Annotated in this window: 18 protein-coding genes and 2 pseudogenes; 11 read left to right on the top strand and 9 right to left on the bottom strand. The window is 71.3% G+C overall.

Going from position 1 to position 19111, the window contains the following annotated elements; all coding sequences use genetic code 11:
• Positions 1-913: 913 nt before the first annotated feature.
• From BL253_RS07625 to BL253_RS39200, 3 genes and pseudogenes are all read right to left on the bottom strand, one after another.
• Entirely contained in the window at positions 914-1159 is a 246-nt protein-coding gene (locus BL253_RS07625; RefSeq protein WP_076814821.1) for a hypothetical protein, read from the bottom strand.
• 81 nt (positions 1160-1240) lie between these two features.
• Entirely contained in the window at positions 1241-1462 is a 222-nt protein-coding gene (locus BL253_RS41775; protein ID WP_131831456.1) for a hypothetical protein, read from the bottom strand.
• Positions 1463-2547: 1085 nt separating this feature from the next.
• A pseudogene (locus BL253_RS39200) lies at positions 2548-3931 on the bottom strand (IS1380 family transposase); the annotation flags it as partial.
• 559 nt (positions 3932-4490) lie between these two features.
• Between BL253_RS39200 and BL253_RS07610 the strand changes: the two are divergent.
• The 3 genes and pseudogenes from BL253_RS07610 to BL253_RS45105 all read left to right on the top strand — a co-directional run.
• Complete coding sequence (locus BL253_RS07610; protein WP_076815005.1) at positions 4491-5483, top strand: heme o synthase; 993 nt, start codon at positions 4491-4493, stop codon at positions 5481-5483.
• Between the two features lie 54 nt (positions 5484-5537).
• Entirely contained in the window at positions 5538-5819 is a 282-nt protein-coding gene (locus tag BL253_RS07605; protein ID WP_198946201.1) for a type II toxin-antitoxin system Phd/YefM family antitoxin, read from the top strand.
• Positions 5816-6034, top strand: a pseudogene (locus BL253_RS45105) (type II toxin-antitoxin system RelE family toxin); the annotation flags it as partial. The gene BL253_RS07605 and the pseudogene BL253_RS45105, both read left to right, overlap by 4 nt.
• On the opposite strand, the gene BL253_RS07595 reads toward BL253_RS45105, so the two are convergent.
• The 6 genes from BL253_RS07595 to BL253_RS07570 all read right to left on the bottom strand — a co-directional run bounded on the left by BL253_RS07595 (position 5972) and on the right by BL253_RS07570 (position 12098).
• A complete protein-coding gene (locus BL253_RS07595) occupies positions 5972-7060 on the bottom strand; it encodes a COX15/CtaA family protein (RefSeq protein WP_338013691.1) in 1089 nt (362 codons plus the stop codon). The pseudogene BL253_RS45105 and the gene BL253_RS07595 overlap by 63 nt on opposite strands.
• Before the next feature lie 48 nt (positions 7061-7108).
• Positions 7109-7951 (bottom strand): ABC transporter permease, encoded by an 843-nt coding sequence (locus BL253_RS07590; protein ID WP_420801629.1) that lies wholly within the window; start codon positions 7949-7951, stop codon positions 7109-7111.
• Positions 7948-8871 carry an ABC transporter ATP-binding protein gene (locus tag BL253_RS07585; protein WP_076814815.1) on the bottom strand — a complete coding sequence of 308 codons (924 nt, stop codon included), beginning with the start codon at positions 8869-8871 and terminating at the stop codon, positions 7948-7950. The genes BL253_RS07590 and BL253_RS07585 overlap by 4 nt, the downstream gene beginning before the upstream one ends.
• A 77-nt stretch (positions 8872-8948) precedes the next feature.
• Positions 8949-9527: a helix-turn-helix domain-containing protein gene (locus BL253_RS07580; protein WP_076814813.1), complete on the bottom strand. Its 579-nt coding sequence runs from the start codon at positions 9525-9527 to the stop codon at positions 8949-8951.
• A 286-nt stretch (positions 9528-9813) separates the two neighbouring features.
• Entirely contained in the window at positions 9814-11319 is a 1506-nt protein-coding gene (glpK, locus tag BL253_RS07575; RefSeq protein WP_076814811.1) for a glycerol kinase GlpK, read from the bottom strand.
• A 65-nt stretch (positions 11320-11384) separates the two neighbouring features.
• Complete coding sequence (locus BL253_RS07570) at positions 11385-12098, bottom strand: hypothetical protein (protein ID WP_076814999.1); 714 nt, start codon at positions 12096-12098, stop codon at positions 11385-11387.
• Positions 12099-12258: 160 nt separating this feature from the next.
• On the opposite strand from BL253_RS07570, the gene BL253_RS07565 reads away from it, so the two are divergent.
• Genes BL253_RS07565 through BL253_RS07530 form a run of 8 tightly spaced genes read left to right on the top strand, consistent with a single transcriptional unit; the run spans position 12259 to position 18956 of the window.
• Positions 12259-13023, top strand: a complete 765-nt coding sequence (locus BL253_RS07565; RefSeq protein ID WP_076814809.1) for a helix-turn-helix transcriptional regulator — start codon at positions 12259-12261, stop codon at positions 13021-13023.
• Positions 13020-14432 carry a Fe-S cluster assembly protein SufB gene (gene sufB, locus BL253_RS07560; protein ID WP_076814807.1) on the top strand — a complete coding sequence of 471 codons (1413 nt, stop codon included), beginning with the start codon at positions 13020-13022 and terminating at the stop codon, positions 14430-14432. The genes BL253_RS07565 and sufB overlap by 4 nt, the downstream gene beginning before the upstream one ends.
• Positions 14432-15574: a Fe-S cluster assembly protein SufD gene (sufD, locus tag BL253_RS07555; RefSeq protein ID WP_076814805.1), complete on the top strand. Its 1143-nt coding sequence runs from the start codon at positions 14432-14434 to the stop codon at positions 15572-15574. The genes sufB and sufD overlap by 1 nt, the downstream gene beginning before the upstream one ends.
• Positions 15571-15909, top strand: coding sequence for a non-heme iron oxygenase ferredoxin subunit (locus BL253_RS07550; RefSeq protein ID WP_076814802.1), 339 nt, complete (start codon positions 15571-15573; stop codon positions 15907-15909). The genes sufD and BL253_RS07550 overlap by 4 nt, the downstream gene beginning before the upstream one ends.
• 11 nt (positions 15910-15920) lie before the next feature.
• The gene (gene sufC, locus BL253_RS07545) at positions 15921-16688 is read left to right on the top strand and encodes a Fe-S cluster assembly ATPase SufC (RefSeq protein WP_076814800.1); all 768 of its coding nucleotides are present in this window, start codon (positions 15921-15923) and stop codon (positions 16686-16688) included.
• A gap of 5 nt (positions 16689-16693) precedes the next feature.
• On the top strand, positions 16694-17995 hold the full coding sequence (locus BL253_RS07540) for a cysteine desulfurase (RefSeq protein WP_076814997.1): 1302 nt from the start codon (positions 16694-16696) through the stop codon (positions 17993-17995).
• Positions 17992-18504 (top strand): Fe-S cluster assembly sulfur transfer protein SufU, encoded by a 513-nt coding sequence (sufU, locus tag BL253_RS07535; RefSeq protein ID WP_076814799.1) that lies wholly within the window; start codon positions 17992-17994, stop codon positions 18502-18504. The genes BL253_RS07540 and sufU overlap by 4 nt, the downstream gene beginning before the upstream one ends.
• Positions 18501-18956 (top strand): metal-sulfur cluster assembly factor, encoded by a 456-nt coding sequence (locus tag BL253_RS07530; RefSeq protein ID WP_076814797.1) that lies wholly within the window; start codon positions 18501-18503, stop codon positions 18954-18956. The genes sufU and BL253_RS07530 overlap by 4 nt, the downstream gene beginning before the upstream one ends.
• Positions 18957-19111: the final 155 nt, after the last annotated feature.

The raw sequence follows: 19111 nt of genomic DNA, 5'->3' as shown, positions 1-19111 counted from the left end.
AGGAACTGCGAGGTCGCGGTGTCTCCCCGACCCGCCACCGCCATGGTCGCGGTCTCCCCATCGGCGACGCCCACGATCACCGGGTGACTCGGTATCCACGAGGTCCAGGCTCGTACCCTGTGCGAGCCCGGYGGCACCGCGATCCGGGTCTCCTCACCTCTGGAGATCAGCGCCACCAGCCGCCCGTCGACCTCCACGAAATATTTCCCGTACGTATGGGGAAAAGTTTGGCTGGATCTTCGGACCAGCAACGTCGATGACATTCCCGCCGCCTCGCGATCGAATGTGGGTGGTCACCTGCCGCTGCGTTCCGCCCGCATGCCGTCCACGACCATGTACACCGTGTAAGCCAGTCCGAAAGGACACCAGATGAGGAACGCTATAAGGGTCGTGTCGTCCTGCCTGCCGAATGGCAGCCCCACCAGCAGGCCAATAAACATTGTCGCGAAGAGAGATGCCAGAATCATTACATAGCGACGCCACAACACCGGGTCGTGGCCTTCCGACGGCCAGCGTACCAAGGCACCCTCCGGGTGGGGATACATGAAAGGGGTGATCGGCGGCTGGTCCTGTCCGTGCGGAGGCGCACCCGGCACGAGTCGGGCCGCGACGGCGCTGAGATCGTTGTTCAGCCCTTCAGAGGCGCTGGAAGATCGCCCCTATCACCGCGACACCGAACCCTCCGAAGATCATGGATCCCGCATCGACGAACGCGCCCTTTAAAGGTTTTCACTGGTTTTCCGGCATGCTGTTCCCTTCGGTGCCGCCAGCCTGTTCTGATGCCGGCTCCGAACAGCCACACCGCGATGACATACAGGATGACGGTGATCACTTCGTGGATCTTGCCCTCCGCTCATCGCTCGCCGGTGGACCGCTGCCCGCGTCTGGTTCACCGTGCCGGCCGCCCTGCTCGTCAGTCGCCCTGCCCGCGCCGCGTGTACCTCCTGAGGCCGGCGCCGTCATCAGTGAGGAACTGATACGTCACATAGCGGACTGCGCAGGCGGCCCAGGTGATCCCCCCGAGCCCGGCGGCCAGCACGGCGTGGTCGATGACGAGGCCGACGAGCAGGCCGATCACGAAAAACGCTGGAAGGGTCGCCCACAGGCGCAGGAGCTTCCGGTCGTAGGCCGCCTTGTCGTAGTCGGGAAACCCGCGCATCGTCTCTCTCCGATTCAGCTCCTCCAGCCGACGGCGCACCGCATGGCGGTGCCGGTAGGCCGACGCCGTGGCGCCTCGGGACTACCCGCGACCTTTGCCCGAGGTCGCGGGCTCGCCGGCGGTCGGGGAGCTCGCGTCGTCGGCGGGCCGGGCCACGTCATGTACTTCCAGGACCGACTGTGGCGCGACGTTCGGGAAGTTGGGGCTGTAGAAAGCGCCGCGGAGTTTCGACAGGGCATTGGTGTCCACTGGCCCCAGAATTCGGTCGAGCCAGTCGAAGAAAGCGTTCAATATTCTGCGCACGTCGTTCTCTTTCCCACTCGTCGTTCGCCCGGGAGACCGTCATGCCCTGTGCAAACAATCCCGTCCGTTCCGCCGCAGGTGAAACGGGGAGGCGACCATCGTGCCGAGCAGCACCGCGCCGGTGCGACGTCCGCCGCCGCCCGGCTGGTGGCCGTGAGTTCGATGCTCGTGCTCATCGCTCCGGCGACGTCCGTGCGCCCGTCCACGAACGTCGCGCCGTCGGGCTGACTGCGCGTCACCGGTCACGCGGGACATCTACTCACTTGTCGGAGATGCATGCGCCAGGGACGCTGCCGCGGAGTCGTGCCCCGCTGGCGAGCCGGCGCCACGGTCATACCCCAGGACCACATGCGACTCCGGCGGGCGTCGGGGCTCGCGTCGATGGACGGGGGAGGTCGGGCCGTCGGCGGCCCGGACCGCGTCTTCCAGCAGGGACCGCGGCGTCTCGTCCGGGAGATTAAGGGAGCGGGAGGACTCTCCACAACCCAAACACGGCGTTCCCGACCGTTCGGAGACGCCCGGAGAATTCCTCCGGTTCAGTGATTATCGAGGGTCTGAGTGGCAGAAATCCGCGACGCCTTGTTGTCGCGACGGATGATCCAGAACCCCAATGCGAATCCAACTGGAACTAGAAAGAGAAGAGGGTAGAGGAAGGCTGTGTTGTGACGTGCGAGTATTCCTAGGGTAAATGCGGTCGCCAGATACGAAAGCCATAGAATCTAGTCGGTTCGACTTCCTTTTGCGTGTCCGCCCGTCACCTTCTGCCTGCGCGTTCTCACGATGTCTCCCTCTTCCGCTGCTGCTGGAGGTGGCGCAGCTTTTATGACGTTGATGCCGACCTGTGGCGGGGGCGGGTGACGACGCGCCTCCTCCCGGACGCGGCGTCACCAGCCCGGGAATCGTGGTGCCTAGCCTCGATCTTTCGCCGGGTGGCTGGGTCGGGTTGTCGGTCGTCTCGCCCCGTTTTTGATGTTGATTTGTCGGGTCGGGGTGTGACGGGTTGACGCGCTGTCGCGTGGGCTGGTGCGCCGGTCCACGGCCGGGGGTGGTGCGGGTTGTCGGGGCAGGGCGGGCCTGGGTGGCTGTCCGGGGTCGGGTAGCGCGCGCAGGATGGTCAGGGCCTGGACGGCCAGCGCTGCCCAGGGGTGGTGGGCGGCCAGGTGCAGCACGGTCTGTCGTGCGTGGTGGGCGACGCGTCCGGCGATGGTGAACAGCCTGTGCCGTAGGCGTTTCGGTTCCCAGCGGCGGGCGGGGTGGCGGGTCAGGGCGAGGGTCTGGGTCCAGGCGAGCAGGTCCAGGGCCAGCGCCACGACGGCGCATCAGAGCTGGTTCTGGGCGAAGTCGTGCAGGGGCAGGTTGGTCAGGCCGGTGTCCTTGGCGGCGCGGATGCGGTCCTCGCAGCGGGCCCGGCGGTGGTGACGCAGTTCCAGGTCGGCGAGCTGTCCGCGGCGGGTGTTGGTCGCGAACGCGGTGCAGCGGTTGCCGTCGGGGTCGGTGATCCGTAGCTGGGCGCCGGGGTGCGGGCGTTCCTTGCGGACGAGAACCCGCATGCCCTCCGGCCAGCCGGACAGGTCCATCAGCCCGGTCAGTTCGGCGACCCACGCGCCGTCGCGGGGCTGCCCGTCACTGTTGTGGGCGGGTGTCCAGGCCCCCGCGGGGATCTTGGCGATCGCCTCGGTGGCGCTCTCGGGCAGGGTGAACCCGACCGAGTAGGCCAGCCGCCGCTGGTGCGCCCATGCCACGAACGCGTGCGTGCCGCCGCCGCTGTCGGTCCGGATCAGTACCGACCGGCCCCGGCGCAGCCGCCGGGGTAGCTGCGCCAGCGCGGCGGTGGCCACGGTGACGTGGTCGGCGGCGGTGTTGGCCCCGGCGTTACCGGGCCGCAGCAGCACCGCCAGCGGCTCACCCGACCCGTCGCTGCCGTGGTTCGGCGAACGCCCACAGTGGGTGGAACCCGGACCCCTTCTTCCAGGTCCGGTCGGCTTTCTCCTTCTCCGAGTGGGCGGTGACCAGGGTGGCGTCCAGATCGACGACCAGCGGGTTCTCGGCGCACACCTCGGCATGCGGAGCGTGCCTGCCAGCCAGCTCCCACACCCGCGCCCGGGCGAGGGCCCGGGCGGCGTCGACCGCTTTCAGCGCCTTCTCGACGTCAACGGCGAGGCGGTCGACCGTGCGGGACACGGTCGGGTCTGACGCGACCCGTCCGAACACGGCCGGTTCCGCGCGCAGGAGCGACACGTTCGCGAGGCAGTCCCCACCCAACGCCAGCGACAGCGCCAGATCGCACAGCACCTTGCCCGGGTCGTGCACCGCCCGGCCCGGTCGCCATGGCGCCAACGCCGCCGACAGCGCCTGCCCGAGCCCGCTGGCCCGGACCGTCTCGGTCATCATGAGCCCGCCCGCGTGCGACACGATTCCACGCCCGGCGGCGTCCACGCGGACAGACGGATACAGAGCGGTAATCTTCACCGCGAAGGTGCTCCTTGGTTCGGATCGATCAGGCCCTCAGCAAGCCCGATCCTCCCAGCTCGGGAGCACTTTCCTATTCCCGGAACCCCAACAGACGATCACCCCGGTGAAAGCCCGAGGCTAAGGGACGAAGCGGCGGCCTGGTTGGCGGGCCGGCCGCCGGAAGCCGGGTGCGCGGGGCTTCAGGGTGTGGTCCTCGGCCCTGGCCGCCAGGCGGTACGCCTCCCGCGCGCCGAGTCCGCGCGGCGATCTCCGCGCGCCCGGAGCGGCCGGGCCGCCCGGGCGGCGCGCCCGCGCGGCCCGCGGGCAGTTAGACTCCGACACGACGTAGAACCCAACCCGCCCAGGCGGGCGCGAACGGTGCCGCCCCGCCTCGCGGGGAGAACGTGAGGTCGCTCTGTCCACCCTGGCAGTCCTGCGCCGCAGGCAGGCCGCGCCGCGCCCGCACGCGGCCGGATCCGGCGCTGGTCGGGCGACTGTCACGGGTGGCCGGGCGGGCACCGTGACCACCGCTTCCACCCAGACGCCGGCGACCGCGGGCGCCGTCGAGGTAGCCGATATGTCGACCGTTTCGGAGCCCGTTGCCGTCACGCCGCCGCCACCGGCCGTGACGACCCCGGCCACCCTCGCCACCCCCGCCACCCTCGCTCCCGCAGGCACGGACGGCGGCCGCCTTGGGTTCGCGCTCGCCAAGGCGCGGGCGTACATCGCGCTCACCAAGCCGCGCATCATCGAGCTGCTGCTCATCACCACGATCCCGGTGATGATCCTCGCCGACCGCGGCCTGCCGTCGCTCTGGCTGATCGTGGTGACGCTCGTCGCCGGCACGCTCTCCGCCGGCAGCGCGAACACCATCAACTGCTACGTCGACCGTGACATCGACGAGATCATGGCGCGCACCAAGCGCCGCCCGCTGGTCAAGGCGACTGTCTCCCCGGTCGAGGCGCTGTGGTTCGGCATCGCGCTCGGCATCGTGTCCACGCTGCTGTTCGGGCTGCTGGTCAACTGGCCGTCGGCGCTGCTCGCCGACGGCGCGATCCTCTTCTACGTGTTCGTCTACACGCTGGGGCTGAAGCGGCGGACCCCGTCGAACATCGTCATCGGCGGTGCCGCCGGCTGCTTCCCGGTGCTCATCGGCTGGTCGGCGGTGACCGGCACGGTCGGGTGGGGCGCGGTCGTGCTGTTCGGCGTCGTGTTCTTCTGGACCCCGCCGCACTTCTGGGCACTCGCCATCAAGTTCAAGGACGACTACGCGGCGGCCGGCGTGCCGATGCTGCCGGTCGTGGCGCCGCTGCGCGAGGTCGCCCGCAAGATCCTGATCTACTCGTACGTGATGGTCGCGACGTCGGTCGTGCTCTACCCGGTCGCCGACGCGGGGCTGGTCTATCTGGCAGTCGCGGTCGTCGTCGGCGCCTGGTTCCTGCTGGAGGCCCACCGGCTCAGCCGCCGCGTCGCCCGCGGCGAGCCCGCCCGCCCGATGCGCCTCTTCCACTACAGCATCACGTACCTGACCATCCTGTTCCTCGCGGTGGCGGTCAGCCCACTGCTCTGAGGCACGATCACGGGATCATCGCCGCGACCCGTGACTATAATTCTGGTCATGACTGTGATACCGCTGGCGGATGCCAAAGCGCGGCTGTCCGCCGTCGTGGACGAGGTCCGCGACACACATGACAGGGTCGTGATCACACGCAACGGACGGCCAGAGGTGGTCATGCTCGCGGTGTCCGACCTCGAGGCCCTCGAGGAGACGCTGGATCTGCTGTCCACACCTGGTGCGTTGGAACAGATCCGTCAAGCTGAGGCTGACATCGACGCCGGGAAAGGAATTGACGCGGACCAGCTGCGTCGAGAGTTCGCTGCTCGCCTGGAGCGCGAGCAACAGTGACAGACGATGCCTACCGGTTGACCCTTGCTCCCGCTGCCCGTAGGGCTCTCACGGAACCGCCACCGGCCGGCCTGCCRGCGGCGGCCGCGGCCGCGGTCGTCGAGTTCATTACCGGGCCGTTGCTGGACAGGCCGCGCGTCGTGGGCAAGCCGCTAGTCCGTGAGCTGAGCGGTCACCACTCGGCTCGGCGCGGCGCTTACCGGGTGGTCTACCGCATCGACGACCGTGCTCGCACTGTCCGCGTCGTGCGTATCGATCACCGCTCCGACGTCTACCACAGCTGAGGCCAAGGCCGGGGTGATCAACGACGGGCGGTCGGGGAGGGCTAGCCAGAGGCGCAGGGCGGCTATCCACATCAGGGTGGCGCCGGTGACGTGGAGGGCGACCAGGCCGGCGGGGATGCCGAGGAAGTACTGGGTGAAGCCGACCGCGGCCTGGGCGACGATCGTCACCACGAGGACGTCGGCCCAGCGGCGGGCCTCCTGGGAGGCCTTCGCGATCCGGACGGCGAAGGCCATCGCGACGGCGAGGCCGGTGACCAGCATCGCGCTGTCGGCGTGCAGCTGCGCGACGTTGACGATGTCGAAGCCGAACCGCTTGGCCTTCTCGTCGTCGCCGCTGTGCGGCCCGGTGCCGGTGACGACGGTCCCGAGGACGAGGACCCCGGCGGCGACGACGACCAGGACCCGGGCGAGCCAGAGCAGCTCGCGGCGGACGGAGACGGTGACGGGCCCCGCGCCCTGCCGCGCCCGGCGGTAGAGCACCACGCCGTCGACGAGCAGCAGCATCGAGAGCAGGAAGTGCGCGGCGACGGTGGCCGGGTGCAGGTCGGTGAGCACGGTGATCCCGCCGAGCACGGCCTGGCTGACGAAGCCGGCCCACAGCCCGAACGACAGCCACACCAGGTCGCGCCGCGCGCGCCGGTCGGCCAACCGCAGCGCCGCCAGCGGCGTGACCAGCATGAACACGCCCATCAGGATGCTGACCATGCGGTTGCCGAACTCGACCGCCCCGTGCAGCGCGTACTCGCTGTGCGGCGTGAAGGAGCCGTCGCCGCACTGCGGCCAGGTCGGGCAGCCGAGCCCGGAGCCGGTCAGCCGGACCGCGCCGCCGGTGACCACGATCAGCCCGAGGAACACCAGGCTGATGAGCGTGAGGACCCGGAACACCCGCGGGCTCACCGTCGGCAGCCGGTCCCAGAGCGCCGCCACCGGATTGCTTCGACGAGCTGTAGAAGACATCGCGGCCATCGTACGTCTCGGTCTCCTGACGCCCGGACCCCGCCGGGCCTACTCCCAGCGAAAGGTACGCGCGGCCAGGACGATGGAGGCCACCGCCCAGCACGCCAGGACGATCAGCGGCCCGGCGCCCGGGGACGCGGCGTCGGCGAGCACGGCCCGCACGCCCTCGGACAGGGCCGCCGTCGGCAGGCCCTCGGCCAGGACGCGCAGCCAGCCGGGCAGCTCGGAGAGCGGGAACACCACCCCGCCCACGAGCAGCAGCAGCAGGTAGACGCCGTTGGCCGCGGCCAGGGTCGCCTCGGCGCGCAGCGTGCCCGCCATGAGCAGGCCGAGCCCGCTGAACGCGGTCGTGCCGAGGACCAGGAGGACCGCGAGCCAGCCGATGCCGGCGGCGGTCCCGGGGAGCCGCGGCTCCCAGCCGAGTGCCAGGCCGACGGCGACCAGCAGCACCACCTGCAGGACCTCGATGGCGAGCACCGCCAGCGTCTTGCCGGCGAGCAGCACCCAGCGGGGCAGCGGGGTCGCGCCGAGCCGCTTGAGCACCCCGTAGCGGCGTTCGAACCCGGTGGAGATCGCCTGCCCGGTGAACGCGGCCGACATCACCGCGAGCGCGAGCACCCCGGGCACCAGGAAGTCGACCGAGTCGCGGCCGTCGGACGGCAGGACGTCGACGGCCGAGAAGAACAGCAGCAGCCCGATCGGGATGATCAAAGTCAGCAGCACGGACTCGCCGTGGCGCAGGTTGAGGGTCAGCTCCATCCGGGTCTGCGCGCCGAGCATCCGCGGCCATCGGGCGGYGCCGGGCGCGGGCCGCAGGTCCAGCGGAGCGCGGGTGGGCGCCTCGGCCGGAGCCAGGGCTCCAGCGGTTCCCGCCGGGTCGGTGACGCTCACGGGGTCAGCTCCGAGCCGGTCAGGTCCACGAAGACGTCCTCCAGGCTGCGCTGCTCGACCCGTACGTCGGTCGCCGGGACGCCGTTGTTGGCGCACCAGGCCATCACCGCGGCGACGAACGCCGCGTCGACGGTGCCGCTCACGATGTAGTGCCCGCCGGCGCGCTCGACGGCCCGCGAGCCGACCGGCAACGCGGTGAGGAGCTGGCCGAGGTCGAGCCGGCCCGGCGCGCGGAACCGGAGCTCGCCGTCCGCGCCGCCGCCCTTCAGCTCGATCGGGGCGCCGGCGGCGACCACCCGGCCCCGATTGATGATCACGACCTGGTCGGCGAGCTTCTCCGCCTCGTCCATCGCGTGCGTGGTGAGGACCACCGTCACGCCGGCGGAGCGCAGCTGTTCGACCAGGTCCCAGGTGTCATGGCGCGCGCGCACGTCGAGGCCGGCCGTCGGCTCGTCGAGGAACACCAGCTCCGGGCGCCCGACCACGGCCATCGCCAGCGAGAGCAGCTGCTTCTGGCCGCCGGACAGCCGCCGGAACGGCGTGCGGGCCGGGGCGCCGACGAGGCCCACCCTGGCGAGCAGCGCGTCGGGGTCGAGCGGGTGGGCGTGGTGCGCGGCGACGAGCCGTAGCATCTCGTCGGCCTTGGCGCCCGGGTACATCCCGCCGGACTGGAGCATCACCCCGACCCGGGGGCGCAGCCGCGGGTCCCTGGGGTCGGCGCCGAGGACCCGGGCGGTGCCGGCGTCGGCCCGCCGGAACCCCTCGCAGATCTCGACGGTCGTCGTCTTGCCCGCGCCGTTCGGCCCGAGCAGGGCGGTGACCTTCCCGGCCGGCACCTCGAACGACAGCCCGTCCACCGCGCGGGCCCGTCCATATGTCTTGACGAGGTCGACGACCTCGACCGCCAGGATCTCGCCCACGCGCCGATCCTACGGCGCCCCGGCGCCGGCCCCTTCCGCGCGATCCCTGGGCGGGAAGGCGAAGCGAGGCGCGGCGTTCAGCGGCGTGGCCCCTGACGCGGCAGCGTGGACGGCACGGCGGCGCGCGGCCGGTCCGCGGCCGCGCCCGGCCGGCGGCGGGTGCCCGTGCCCGGGGATGGCTCGGCGGGGTCGACGAGGGCGCCCCAGGCGATGAGCCGCTCGTAGAGCAGCTCGGGGGTCGTCGAGTAGAGGCGCGACAGCGACGTCAGGTCGGAGCGGCGCAGCCGGAGCACGTCGCGGGCGTTCTCCGAGCGCAGCACCTGCACGATCGCGATCCAGCGCCGCAGCGGGCCGGTGCGGGTCGGCGGGAGCTTGCGTAGCCGGCGCAGGTCGATCACCAGCGGCGGCAGGCCGTCGGTGTCCCGGTGATCGTGGGTCGGGGGGACGAGCAGGGTCGCGGGCACGTCGTACAGCTCGGCGAGCTCGACGAGCCGGTGCACGCGCATGACCCGGCTGCCGCGCTCATAGGCACCGAGGGTGCCGGCGGTCCATCGGCCGGCGGTGATCTCCTGCACGTCGAGCAGCGACATGCCACGCCGGTTGCGGACCGCGCGCAGGCGCCGGCCGAGCTCGACGGCGTACTCCGAGTCGGTCACGGTCTCCGTCCGGGGGGCAGGGGCGAAACGGGAGCGCCAACCGCCCCCCGTGACAGACTGTCATGGTTCGGTTCCGCAGACAGTAGATTCGCTGAGATTTGCCAGCTCGATCGTGTGGTCCGTTCGTTGCCTCGCGCACCGAAAATTCTTTTTGTCGTAAAAGTCGCCTCGATCGACGTGAAACGGTGATGGCCCGTCCGGGCGGCCGCCGGGCAGGCGGCGCCTCGGCGGGCGTCGTGGGCGGCGCACGCGGGCCCGTCTCAGTCGCTGGGCCCAGTCGCGGGACTCAGTCGCGGGACCAACCCCGAGAGCGGTCGAGGGCCCGCAGCCAGTCGGCGTACAGGCGGTCGCGTTCGGCGGTGGGCATCCGTGGCTCGTAGCGGGTGGCGGTGCGGCGCAGCGCGGCGAGGGCGGCGCGGTCGGGGAAGAAGCCGGTCGCGAGCCCGGCGAGGTAGCCGGAGCCGAGCGCGGTGGTCTCCAGGTTGTCCGGCACGTCGACCGGGACGCCGAGGATGTCGGCCTGGAACTGCATGAGCCATGGGTTGGCGGCCGCGCCGCCGTCGGCGCGCAGCTCCGTGACGGGCGTGCCCGTGGCGCTCATCGCCACGGCGATGTCCCGGGTGCGGTAGGCGATCGACTCCAGCACCGCGCGGGCGAGGTGCGCCCGGCCGGTGCCACGGGTGAGCCCGACGAGGGTGCCGCGCGCCCGCGCGTCCCAGTGCGGCGCGCCGAGGCCGGCCAGCGCCGGGACGAAGTAGACGCCGTCGTTACCGTCCAGGGAGGCGGCGAGCCCGGCCGTCTCGGCCGCCGAGCCGATCACGCCCAGCCCGTCGCGCAGCCACTGCACGGCGGCGCCGGTCGCGAGGACCGCCCCCTCAAGCGCGTAGTGCGCCGGCTCGCCGGCCAGCTGGAACGCGACGGTGCGCAGCAGCGCGCCCTCCCGGCTCGGGGGCGGCGGCGTCGGACCGGTGTTGAGCAGGACGAACGAGCCGGTCCCGTAGGTGTTCTTGGCCTGCCCCGCCTCGACGCAGGCCTGCGCGAACAGCGCCGCCTGCTGGTCGCCGACGGCCGCCGCGACCGGCACCGCGACCCCGAGGAACGCGGCCGGGTCGGTCTCGGCGTACACCTCGGAGCTGGGGCGCACCTCGGCGAGCAGCTCCGCCGGGACGTCGAGCAGCTCGGCCATCGGGGCCGACCAGGTGGCCGTCGCGAGGTCGAGCAACATCGTGCGGGAGGCGTTGGTGACGTCGGTGACGTGCCTGCGCCCGCCGGTGAGCCGCCAGACGAGCCAGCTGTCGACGGTGCCGAACGCCAGCTCGCCGCGCCCGGCGCGGCGGCGCAGCTCGGGGTCCGCGTCCAGGATCCAGGCGATCTTGGTGCCGGAGAAGTAGGGGTCGAGCACCAGGCCGGTGCGCTCGGCGACGGCCGGGCCGTGCCCGGCCGCGGCGAGCTTCTCGCAGGCGGCGGCGGTCCGCCGGTCCTGCCAGACGATCGCCGGGTGGACGGGCTCGCCGGTGCGCCGGTCCCACAGGACCGTGGTCTCGCGCTGGTTGGTGATGCCGACCGCGCCGATGTCGGTGGCGCGGCGCCCGCCCGCCGCGAGCGCCGCCGCGACGGTGTCGACGACGCCGCGCCAGAGCCGCTCCGGGTCCTGCTCGACCCAGCCGGGGCGCGGGTAGGACGCGGCGACGTCGGCATGCGCCCGGCCGACGACCCGGGCATCCCGGTCGAGGACGCAGACCGTCGTCCCGGTCGTCCCCTGGTCGACGGCCACCACTACGGGCTCGGGCACCGCCGCATGCTACCGCCGATCACCCGGCGGGAAGGGGCCCAGGTTGGCCGGGACCGGCTTGCGCCCTAGCCGAAGCTGGCCAGGTCGACGGCGTCGTTGGGGACCGCGGCGGTGGTGGCCGAGCCGTATTCGCTGAACTCGATGCGGCTGTTGGTGCCGCCGACGACGTCGATCCGCAGCGGGACCGGGTCGCCGGTCGTGGCGGCGTAGAGGGTGACGCCGGAGGTGCCCTTCACCAGGACGGCGTCGCGGCTGGCGAACGTCGTGGTGGTGACAGGGCCGGAGAGGCTGCTGAGGTACTCGGTGAGGGAGAGGGCGAGGCCCTCGACGGTGAGGAAGCGGTACTTGTCCGCCTGGGCCGGCGTGAGCCGCACCCACCGGCCGGCGAGCAGGGAGGCGGCGTCGACCTCGCCGATCTCCTTGTAGTAGCCCTCGTCGCCGCGGATGAAGGTGTCCGCGCCGGACTTGACGACGTCGATCTTGTGGCTTCCGCTGGTGAACGTGCCGCTGGTGGTCGTCCCCGCCATCCGCAGGTCCCAGGTGGAGCCGCCGGTCTCGGTGCTGCCACTGGCGAGCCGGCCGACCACCCGGACGTTGTCGGCGTGGCGGAACGCGTCGAGTGTCCGGTCGCCGACCTGGTCCGCCGAGGCCTTCTCCAGCCCGTTGCTCTTCGGCCCGTCACCGCCGCAGCCGGCCATGACGCCGGCCAGCAGCAGCGCTCCCACCAGCGCGGCTACCCGTCGCGCCGCTTTGCTCGGAAGGCCCGAACGTGTCGGCATGACCCGTTGCATCCGCATCGTGCCAGTGTGCACTTCGCGTCCGAGCCGGCCGCAGGGTGGTCTGGCCGACGGGGGCGTGCCTGGCCGGGGGAGAGACTGACGGATCACAGTGTGGGGCCGCCGGTTCGACGGGTGCCGGTAAATAGGGCACACTGGTGTTGTGAAATCCCAGCAGGACCTCGGCCCGGACCCGGGTGCCGCGGCCTCGCCGGMCTCGCCGGCGGGTGCCGATGGGCGCACCCGGGATCGTGTCGTGCGCATCCTGCTGGAGGCGGGGCCTTCGACCGCCGCGGACCTCGCCCGCCGGCTCGACCTCTCGCCGGCGGCGGTGCGCCGTCACCTCGACGTGATGGTCGCCGACGGCATCCTCACGCCCACCACGGTGCACGCCCGCGGCCCGCGGGGCCGGGGGCGCCCGGCCCGACATTACGCACTGACCGACGCGGGGCACGAGGAAGCCGGACCGACGGCGTACTCCGACCTCGCGGCCGGTGCGCTGCGGTTTCTCGACGAGATGGCGGGCAGCGGCGCGGTCGCCGCGTTCGCCGAGCGGCGCGGCCGGGAGCTGGAGACCCTGCTCGCCGCGGCGGTCGAGGGCGTGTCGGAGGAGGACCGCCCCGCGGCGCTCGCGGCGGCGATGACGGACGCCGGTTACACGGCCAGCGTCTCCGAGGTGCCCAGCGGTACCCAGATCTGCCAGCACCACTGCCCGGTCCAGCACGTCGCCGAGCGTTTCCCCGCGCTGTGTGACGCGGAGACGGCGGCGCTGTCCCGGTTACTGGACAGCCATGTCCAACGACTTGCCACCATCGCCCACGGCGACGGTGTCTGCACGACGCACGTCCCCGGCAAGACCGCTACCGGCACCGGGTCCTCGGTGCCGACGAGGAACTCTCCCGTGCCCGTGAGGATCATAACGACATGACTACCTCTGCCGAGACCGCCCTTGAGGGGATTGGCTCGTACAAGTTCGGCTGGGCCGACGCCGACGCCTATGCCGACGACGTCGAGCGCGGCCTGTCCGAGACGGTGGTCCGCGGTATCTCGGCGAAGAAGTCCGAGCCGTCGTGGATGACCGACCTTCGGCTCAAGGGCCTGAAGCTCTTCGAGCGCAAGCCGATGCCGACGTGGGGCGCGGACCTTTCCGGCATCGACTTCGACAACATCAAGTACTTCGTCCGCTCCACCGAGAAGCAGGCGGAGAGCTGGGACGACCTGCCCGCGGACATCAAGGACACCTACGACAAGCTCGGCATCCCGGAGGCGGAGAAGCAGCGCCTGATCTCCGGCGTCGCCGCCCAGTACGAGTCCGAGGTCGTCTACCACAAGATCCGTGAGGACCTCGAGGAGCAGGGCGTCATCTTCCTCGACACCGACAGCGGCCTGCGGGAGCACCCGGAGCTCTTCAAGGAGTACTTCGGGTCGGTGATCCCGGTCGGGGACAACAAGTTCGCCGCRCTGAACACCTCCGTCTGGTCCGGTGGCTCGTTCATCTACGTCCCGCCGGGTGTGBACGTCGACATCCCGCTGCAGGCCTACTTCCGGATCAACACCGAGAACATRGGCCAGTTCGAGCGGACGCTGATCATCGTCGACGAGGGTGCCTACGTGCACTACGTCGAGGGCTGCACCGCGCCGGTCTACTCGTCGGACTCGCTGCACTCCGCGGTCGTCGAGATCGTCGTCAAGAAGAACGCGCGCTGCCGGTACACGACCATCCAGAACTGGTCGAACAACGTCTACAACCTGGTGACCAAGCGGGCCGCCTGCCAGGAGGGCGGCACGATGGAGTGGATCGACGGCAACATCGGCTCCAAGGTGACGATGAAGTACCCGGCGGTGTGGCTGCTCGGCGAGCGGGCCCGCGGCGAGGTGCTCTCGATCGCGTTCGCCGGCGCGGGCCAGCACCAGGACGCGGGCGCCAAGATGGTGCACGCCGCGCCGCGCACGTCGTCGCAGATCATCTCCAAGTCGGTGGCCCGCGGCGGCGGCCGGACCTCGTACCGCGGTCTCGTGCAGATCCACGAGGGCGCGACGCAGTCGCGCTCGACCGTGAAGTGCGACGCGCTGCTCGTCGACACCGTCAGCCGGTCCGACACCTACCCGTACGTCGACGTCCGCGAGGACGACGCGTCGATCGGCCACGAGGCCAGCGTCTCCAAGGTCGGYGAGGACCAGCTCTTCTACCTGATGAGCCGGGGCCTGGCCGAGGACGAGGCGATGGCGATGATCGTGCGTGGCTTCGTCGAGCCGATCGCCCGTGAGCTGCCGATGGAGTACGCCCTCGAGCTCAACCGGCTGATCGAGCTGCAGATGGAAGGCTCGGTCGGCTGATGGCGGTCATCGACGCGACCGGGCGCCCACCGGCCGCGGCGGCTCCCGCTGCCCCGGTCCAGTCCCGTGATCCCGAGGCCCACCCCGTCCCAGCCGGGCGGGAGGAGGCCTGGCGGTTCACCCCGCTGCGCCCGCTGAAGGCCCTGATCGCCGGCCAGGAGCCGGACGGGAAGATCGACATCTCGGTCGGGGCGCCCGAGGGCGTCGAGGTCGAGCACGTCGACGCGGCCGACCCGCGGGTCGGCCGCGTGCTCACCCCGGTCGACCGGGTGGCCGCGTTCGCGACCGTGCGGGCCGGTGGCGCGGTGGCCGTCACCGTCCCGGCCGAGGCGGAGCCGACCGAGCCGATCATTGTCAGGCTCCGGGGCGAGGGCGGGGTCTGCTACAGCCACCTCGCCGTCGAGGTCGGGCCGTTCGCCACGGCGACGGTCGTGCTCGACCACACCGGCACGGCGAKGTACGCCGGCAACGTCGAGGTGTACGTCGGCCACGGCGCGTCCGTCACGTTCGTCTCGCTGCAGGACTGGGACGACGACGCGGTGCACGCCGGGGCGCACGCGTTCTCGCTCGGCCGGGACGCGAAGCTGCGCGCCACCCACATCACGCTGGGCGGCCAGCTGGTACGGCTGTGCCCGACGGTCGACTACCGCGGTCCCGGCGGGGACGCGGAGCTCGCCGGGCTGTTCTTCACCGACGCCGGCCAGCACCAGGAGCACCGCCTGCTGATCACCCACCAGGAACGCAACTGCCGCAGCAGGGTGACCTACAAGGGCGCGCTGCAGGGCGCCGACGCGCACTCGGTGTGGATCGGCGACGTGCTCATCGGCGCGGACGCGGTCGGCACCGACACCTACGAGATCAACCGCAACCTGGTGCTGACCGACGGGGCCCGCGCCGACTCGGTGCCGAACCTGGAGATCCTCACCGGTGAGGTCACCGGCGCGGGCCACGCCAGCGCCACCGGCCGGTTCGACGACGAGGCCCTGTTCTACCTGATGGCCCGGGGCATCCCGGCCGACGAGGCACGCAGGCTGGTCGTGCGCGGCTTCTTCGGCGAGGTGCTCGACCGGATCGGCGTCGAGGCGCTGCGCGAGCGGGTCAGCCAGGTCGTGGAGGCGGAGCTGTCGGCGGTGGGCGGGTGAAGCTACGGGTATGTGCCCTCGACGACATCGCCGAAGAGGCGGCTTTGGGTGTCGAGCTGGACGTCGAGGGCGAGGACGAGCCGACGCCGGTGTGCGTGGTGCGCTCCGGCGGACGGGTGTTCGCGATCCGGGACGAGTGCTCGCACCAGGACGTCCGCCTGTCGGACGGCGACGTCGAGGACGGGAGGATCGAGTGYTGGCTGCACGGCTCCCAGTTCGACCTGGAGAGCGGCAAGCCGACCTGCCTCCCGGCCACCGACCCGGTGCCGACCTACCCCGTGACCATTGAGAGCGGCGACGTCTACGTCGATGTAGCCGCCGCTGAGCTGAAGTGAGGGCGTAACCGGTGTCGACCTTGGAGATCAAGAACCTGCACGTCACGGTGGAGACGGACGGCGAGGGCCCGCGCGAGATCCTGAAGGGCGTCAACCTGACGGTCCGCAAGGGGGAGACTCACGCGATCATGGGGCCGAACGGCTCCGGCAAGTCGACGCTGTCCTACTCGATCGCCGGCCACCCGAAGTACACGGTGACCGAGGGCTCGATCACGCTGGACGGCGAGGACGTGCTCGCGATGGGCGTCGACGCCCGCGCCCGCGCCGGCATCTTCCTGGCCATGCAGTACCCGGTCGAGGTGCCCGGCGTCTCCGTCTCGAACTTCCTGCGCACCTCCGCCACGGCCGTCCGGGGCGAGGCCCCGAAGCTGCGGCTGTGGATCAAGGAGGTCAAGGAGGCGATGAAGGACCTGGAGGTGGACCCGGCGTTCGCCGAGCGCGGCGTGAACGAGGGTTTCTCCGGCGGTGAGAAGAAGCGCCACGAGATCCTGCAGATGGCGCTGCTCAAGCCGAAGATCGCGATCCTCGACGAGACGGACTCCGGCCTCGACGTCGACGCGCTGCGGGTCGTCTCGACCGGCATCAACAAGGTCCGCGAGGCCGGCGAGACCGGCACGCTGCTGATCACGCACTACACCCGGATCCTGCGCTACGTGCGGCCCGACTTCGTGCACGTGATGACCGGCGGGAGGATCGTCGACGAGGGCGGCCCGGAGCTCGCGGCGACGCTGGAGGAGTCGGGCTACGACAAGTACGTCAAGGTCGGCGCGGGAGCGTGAGCGCGATGGCTGGTCTTCCTGAGCTTGACGTCGAGCTCGTCCGCAAGGACTTCCCGATCCTGGACCGGATCGTGCACGGCGACAGGCCGCTGGTCTACCTCGACAGCGCGGCGACGTCGCAGAAGCCGCGCGCGGTGCTCGACGCCGAGCGTGAGTACTACGAGCTGCACAACGCCAACGTGCACCGCGGCATCCACGTGCTCGCCGAGGAGGCGACCGCCCTCTACGAGGCCGCCCGCGACAAGGTCGCCGCGTTCATCGGCGCGCCCGACCGGCACGAGGTCGTCTTCACCAAGAACTCGACCGAGGCACTCAACCTCGTCGCCTACGCGTTCAGCAACGCCGCCGCCTTCGGCGCGGAGGCCGGGCGCTTCCGGCTCGCCCCGGGCGACGAGGTCGTCATCACCGAGATGGAGCACCACTCCAACCTGGTGCCCTGGCAGATGCTCTGCCAGCGCACCGGCGCGACGCTGCGCTGGCTCGGCCTGACCGACGACGGCCGGCTCGACCTGTCCAACCTCGACGAGGTGGTCAACCCCCGGACGAAGGTCGTCTCGTTCGTCCACCAGTCGAACATCCTCGGCACGCTCAACCCGGTGGAGACGATCGCCGCCCGCGCCCGCGAGGTCGGTGCGCTGACCGTGGTCGACGGCTCGCAGTCGGCCCCGCACCTGCCGGTCGACGTGGCGGGGCTCGGTGTCGACTTCTTCGCCTTCACCGGGCACAAGATGTGCGGCCCGACCGGCATCGGCGTGCTGTGGGGGCGCCGGGAGCTGCTCGAGGTCATGCCGCCGTTCCTCGGCGGTGGCGAGATGATCGAGCTGGTGACGCTGGAGGGGAGCACCTACGCCCCGCCGCCGCACCGGTTCGAGGCCGGCACCCCGATGATCGCCCAGGCGGTCGGGCTCGGTGCCGCCGTCGACTACCTGACGGGACTCGCGGGCGGGGCCGGGATGGCCGCCGTAGCCGCGCACGAGCACGCGCTCACCGCCTACGCGCTGGAGCGGCTCGTCGAGGTCCCGGGGCTGCGGATCATCGGCCCGGCCGAGCCCGTCGACCGGGGCGGCGCGATCTCGTTCCTGCTCGCGGGCAAGGACGGGCGGGCGATCCACCCGCACGACGTCGGCCAGGTCCTCGACGAGCAGGGGATCGCCGTTCGCGTCGGCCACCACTGTGCCCGGCCGGTGTGCCTGCGCTACGGCGTTCCCGCGACGACCCGGGCTTCATTTCACCTGTACACCACCACCGGCGAGATTGACGCGTTGGTGGAAGGTCTGGCCGGGGTGCGGAGGTTCTTCGGAGCGTGAAGCTGGACTCGATGTACCAGGAGATCATCCTGGACCACTATCGCAACCCGCACCACCGCGGGCTGCGTGAGCCGTTCGACGCCGAGGTGCACCACGTCAACCCGACCTGCGGCGACGAGGTCACGGTACGGGTGAAGATCGTCGACGACACCGTCGCGGACGTCTCCTACGAGGGCGAGGGCTGCTCGATCAGCCAGGCGTCCGCGAGCGTGATGACCGACCTGGTCATCGGCCGCAGTGTCGAGGACGCGATGACGCTGGAACGCGAGTTCCTGGCGCTCATGCAGTCCCGCGGCACCGTCGAGCCGGACGAGGACGTCCTCGAGGACGCGGTCGCGTTCGCCGGCGTGTCGAAGTACCCGGCCCGCGTCAAGTGCGCACTGCTGGGCTGGATGGCCTGGAAGGACGCCACTGCCCAGGCCGCCAGCGGGTCGTCGCCCACTGACGCCGGCGCGGCGTCCGTACCTCTAGAGGCCGGGTCCGTTCCCGAGCAGGAGAAGCAGGCATGACTGACAGCACCGCTCCTTCCGATACCGCTCTCGCCGAGGACGCCCCGCTGCCGGAGGCCGTGACCGCGGGCGTCACGACGCCCGACGCGGCCGCGGCCAGCCAGCCCCGGCTCAGCGCCACGTCCGTCGACAAGTCGACGATCGAGGACATCGAGGAGGCGATGCGCGACGTCGTCGACCCCGAGCTCGGCATCAACGTCGTCGACCTCGGCCTCGTCTACGGGATCACCGTGTCCGACGACAACGCCGTCACCCTGGACATGACGCTGACGTCGGCGGCCTGCCCGCTCACCGACGTGATCGAGGACCAGGCCCGCTCCGCGCTCGTGGATGGCCCGGACTCCCTGGCCACCGACATCACGATCAACTGGGTCTGGATGCCCCCGTGGGGCCCCGACAAGATCACCGAAGACGGCCGCGAACAGCTCCGCGCCCTCGGGTTCAACGTCTGACGTGTCGCCGCCGTCCACGGGACCGGGGCCGTCGCGCTGGCCGTCCGGCCATTCGCCGGCGTGTTGGACTTCTGGGACCTGTGGGGTAGGGTGAAGATGCGTGCGACTAGCTCGTGCGCTCGTACCGTGTCGGACATATGGGCCGACGGTCGCCG

The organism is Pseudofrankia asymbiotica (genome assembly GCF_001983105.1).
GTDB lineage: Bacteria > Actinomycetota > Actinomycetes > Frankiales > Frankiaceae > Pseudofrankia > Pseudofrankia asymbiotica.
Note: the sequence above shows the minus strand (reverse complement) of the source record. Positions and strands in the feature narration are given on the sequence as shown.

Bases quoted from the DNA above. Each gene is read 5' to 3' on its own strand.
- BL253_RS07610 (WP_076815005.1), top strand. From the start codon at position 4,491: ATGTCGACCGTTTCGGAGCCCGTTGCCGTCACGCCGCCGCCACCGGCC.
- BL253_RS07530 (WP_076814797.1), top strand. From the start codon at position 18,501: ATGACTGACAGCACCGCTCCTTCCGATACCGCTCTCGCCGAGGACGCC.
- BL253_RS07595 (WP_338013691.1), bottom strand. From the start codon at position 7,060: ATGTCTTCTACAGCTCGTCGAAGCAATCCGGTGGCGGCGCTCTGGGAC.
- BL253_RS07625 (WP_076814821.1), bottom strand. From the start codon at position 1,159: ATGCGCGGGTTTCCCGACTACGACAAGGCGGCCTACGACCGGAAGCTC.
- BL253_RS07570 (WP_076814999.1), bottom strand. From the start codon at position 12,098: ATGCCGACACGTTCGGGCCTTCCGAGCAAAGCGGCGCGACGGGTAGCC.
- BL253_RS07540 (WP_076814997.1), top strand. From the start codon at position 16,694: ATGGCTGGTCTTCCTGAGCTTGACGTCGAGCTCGTCCGCAAGGACTTC.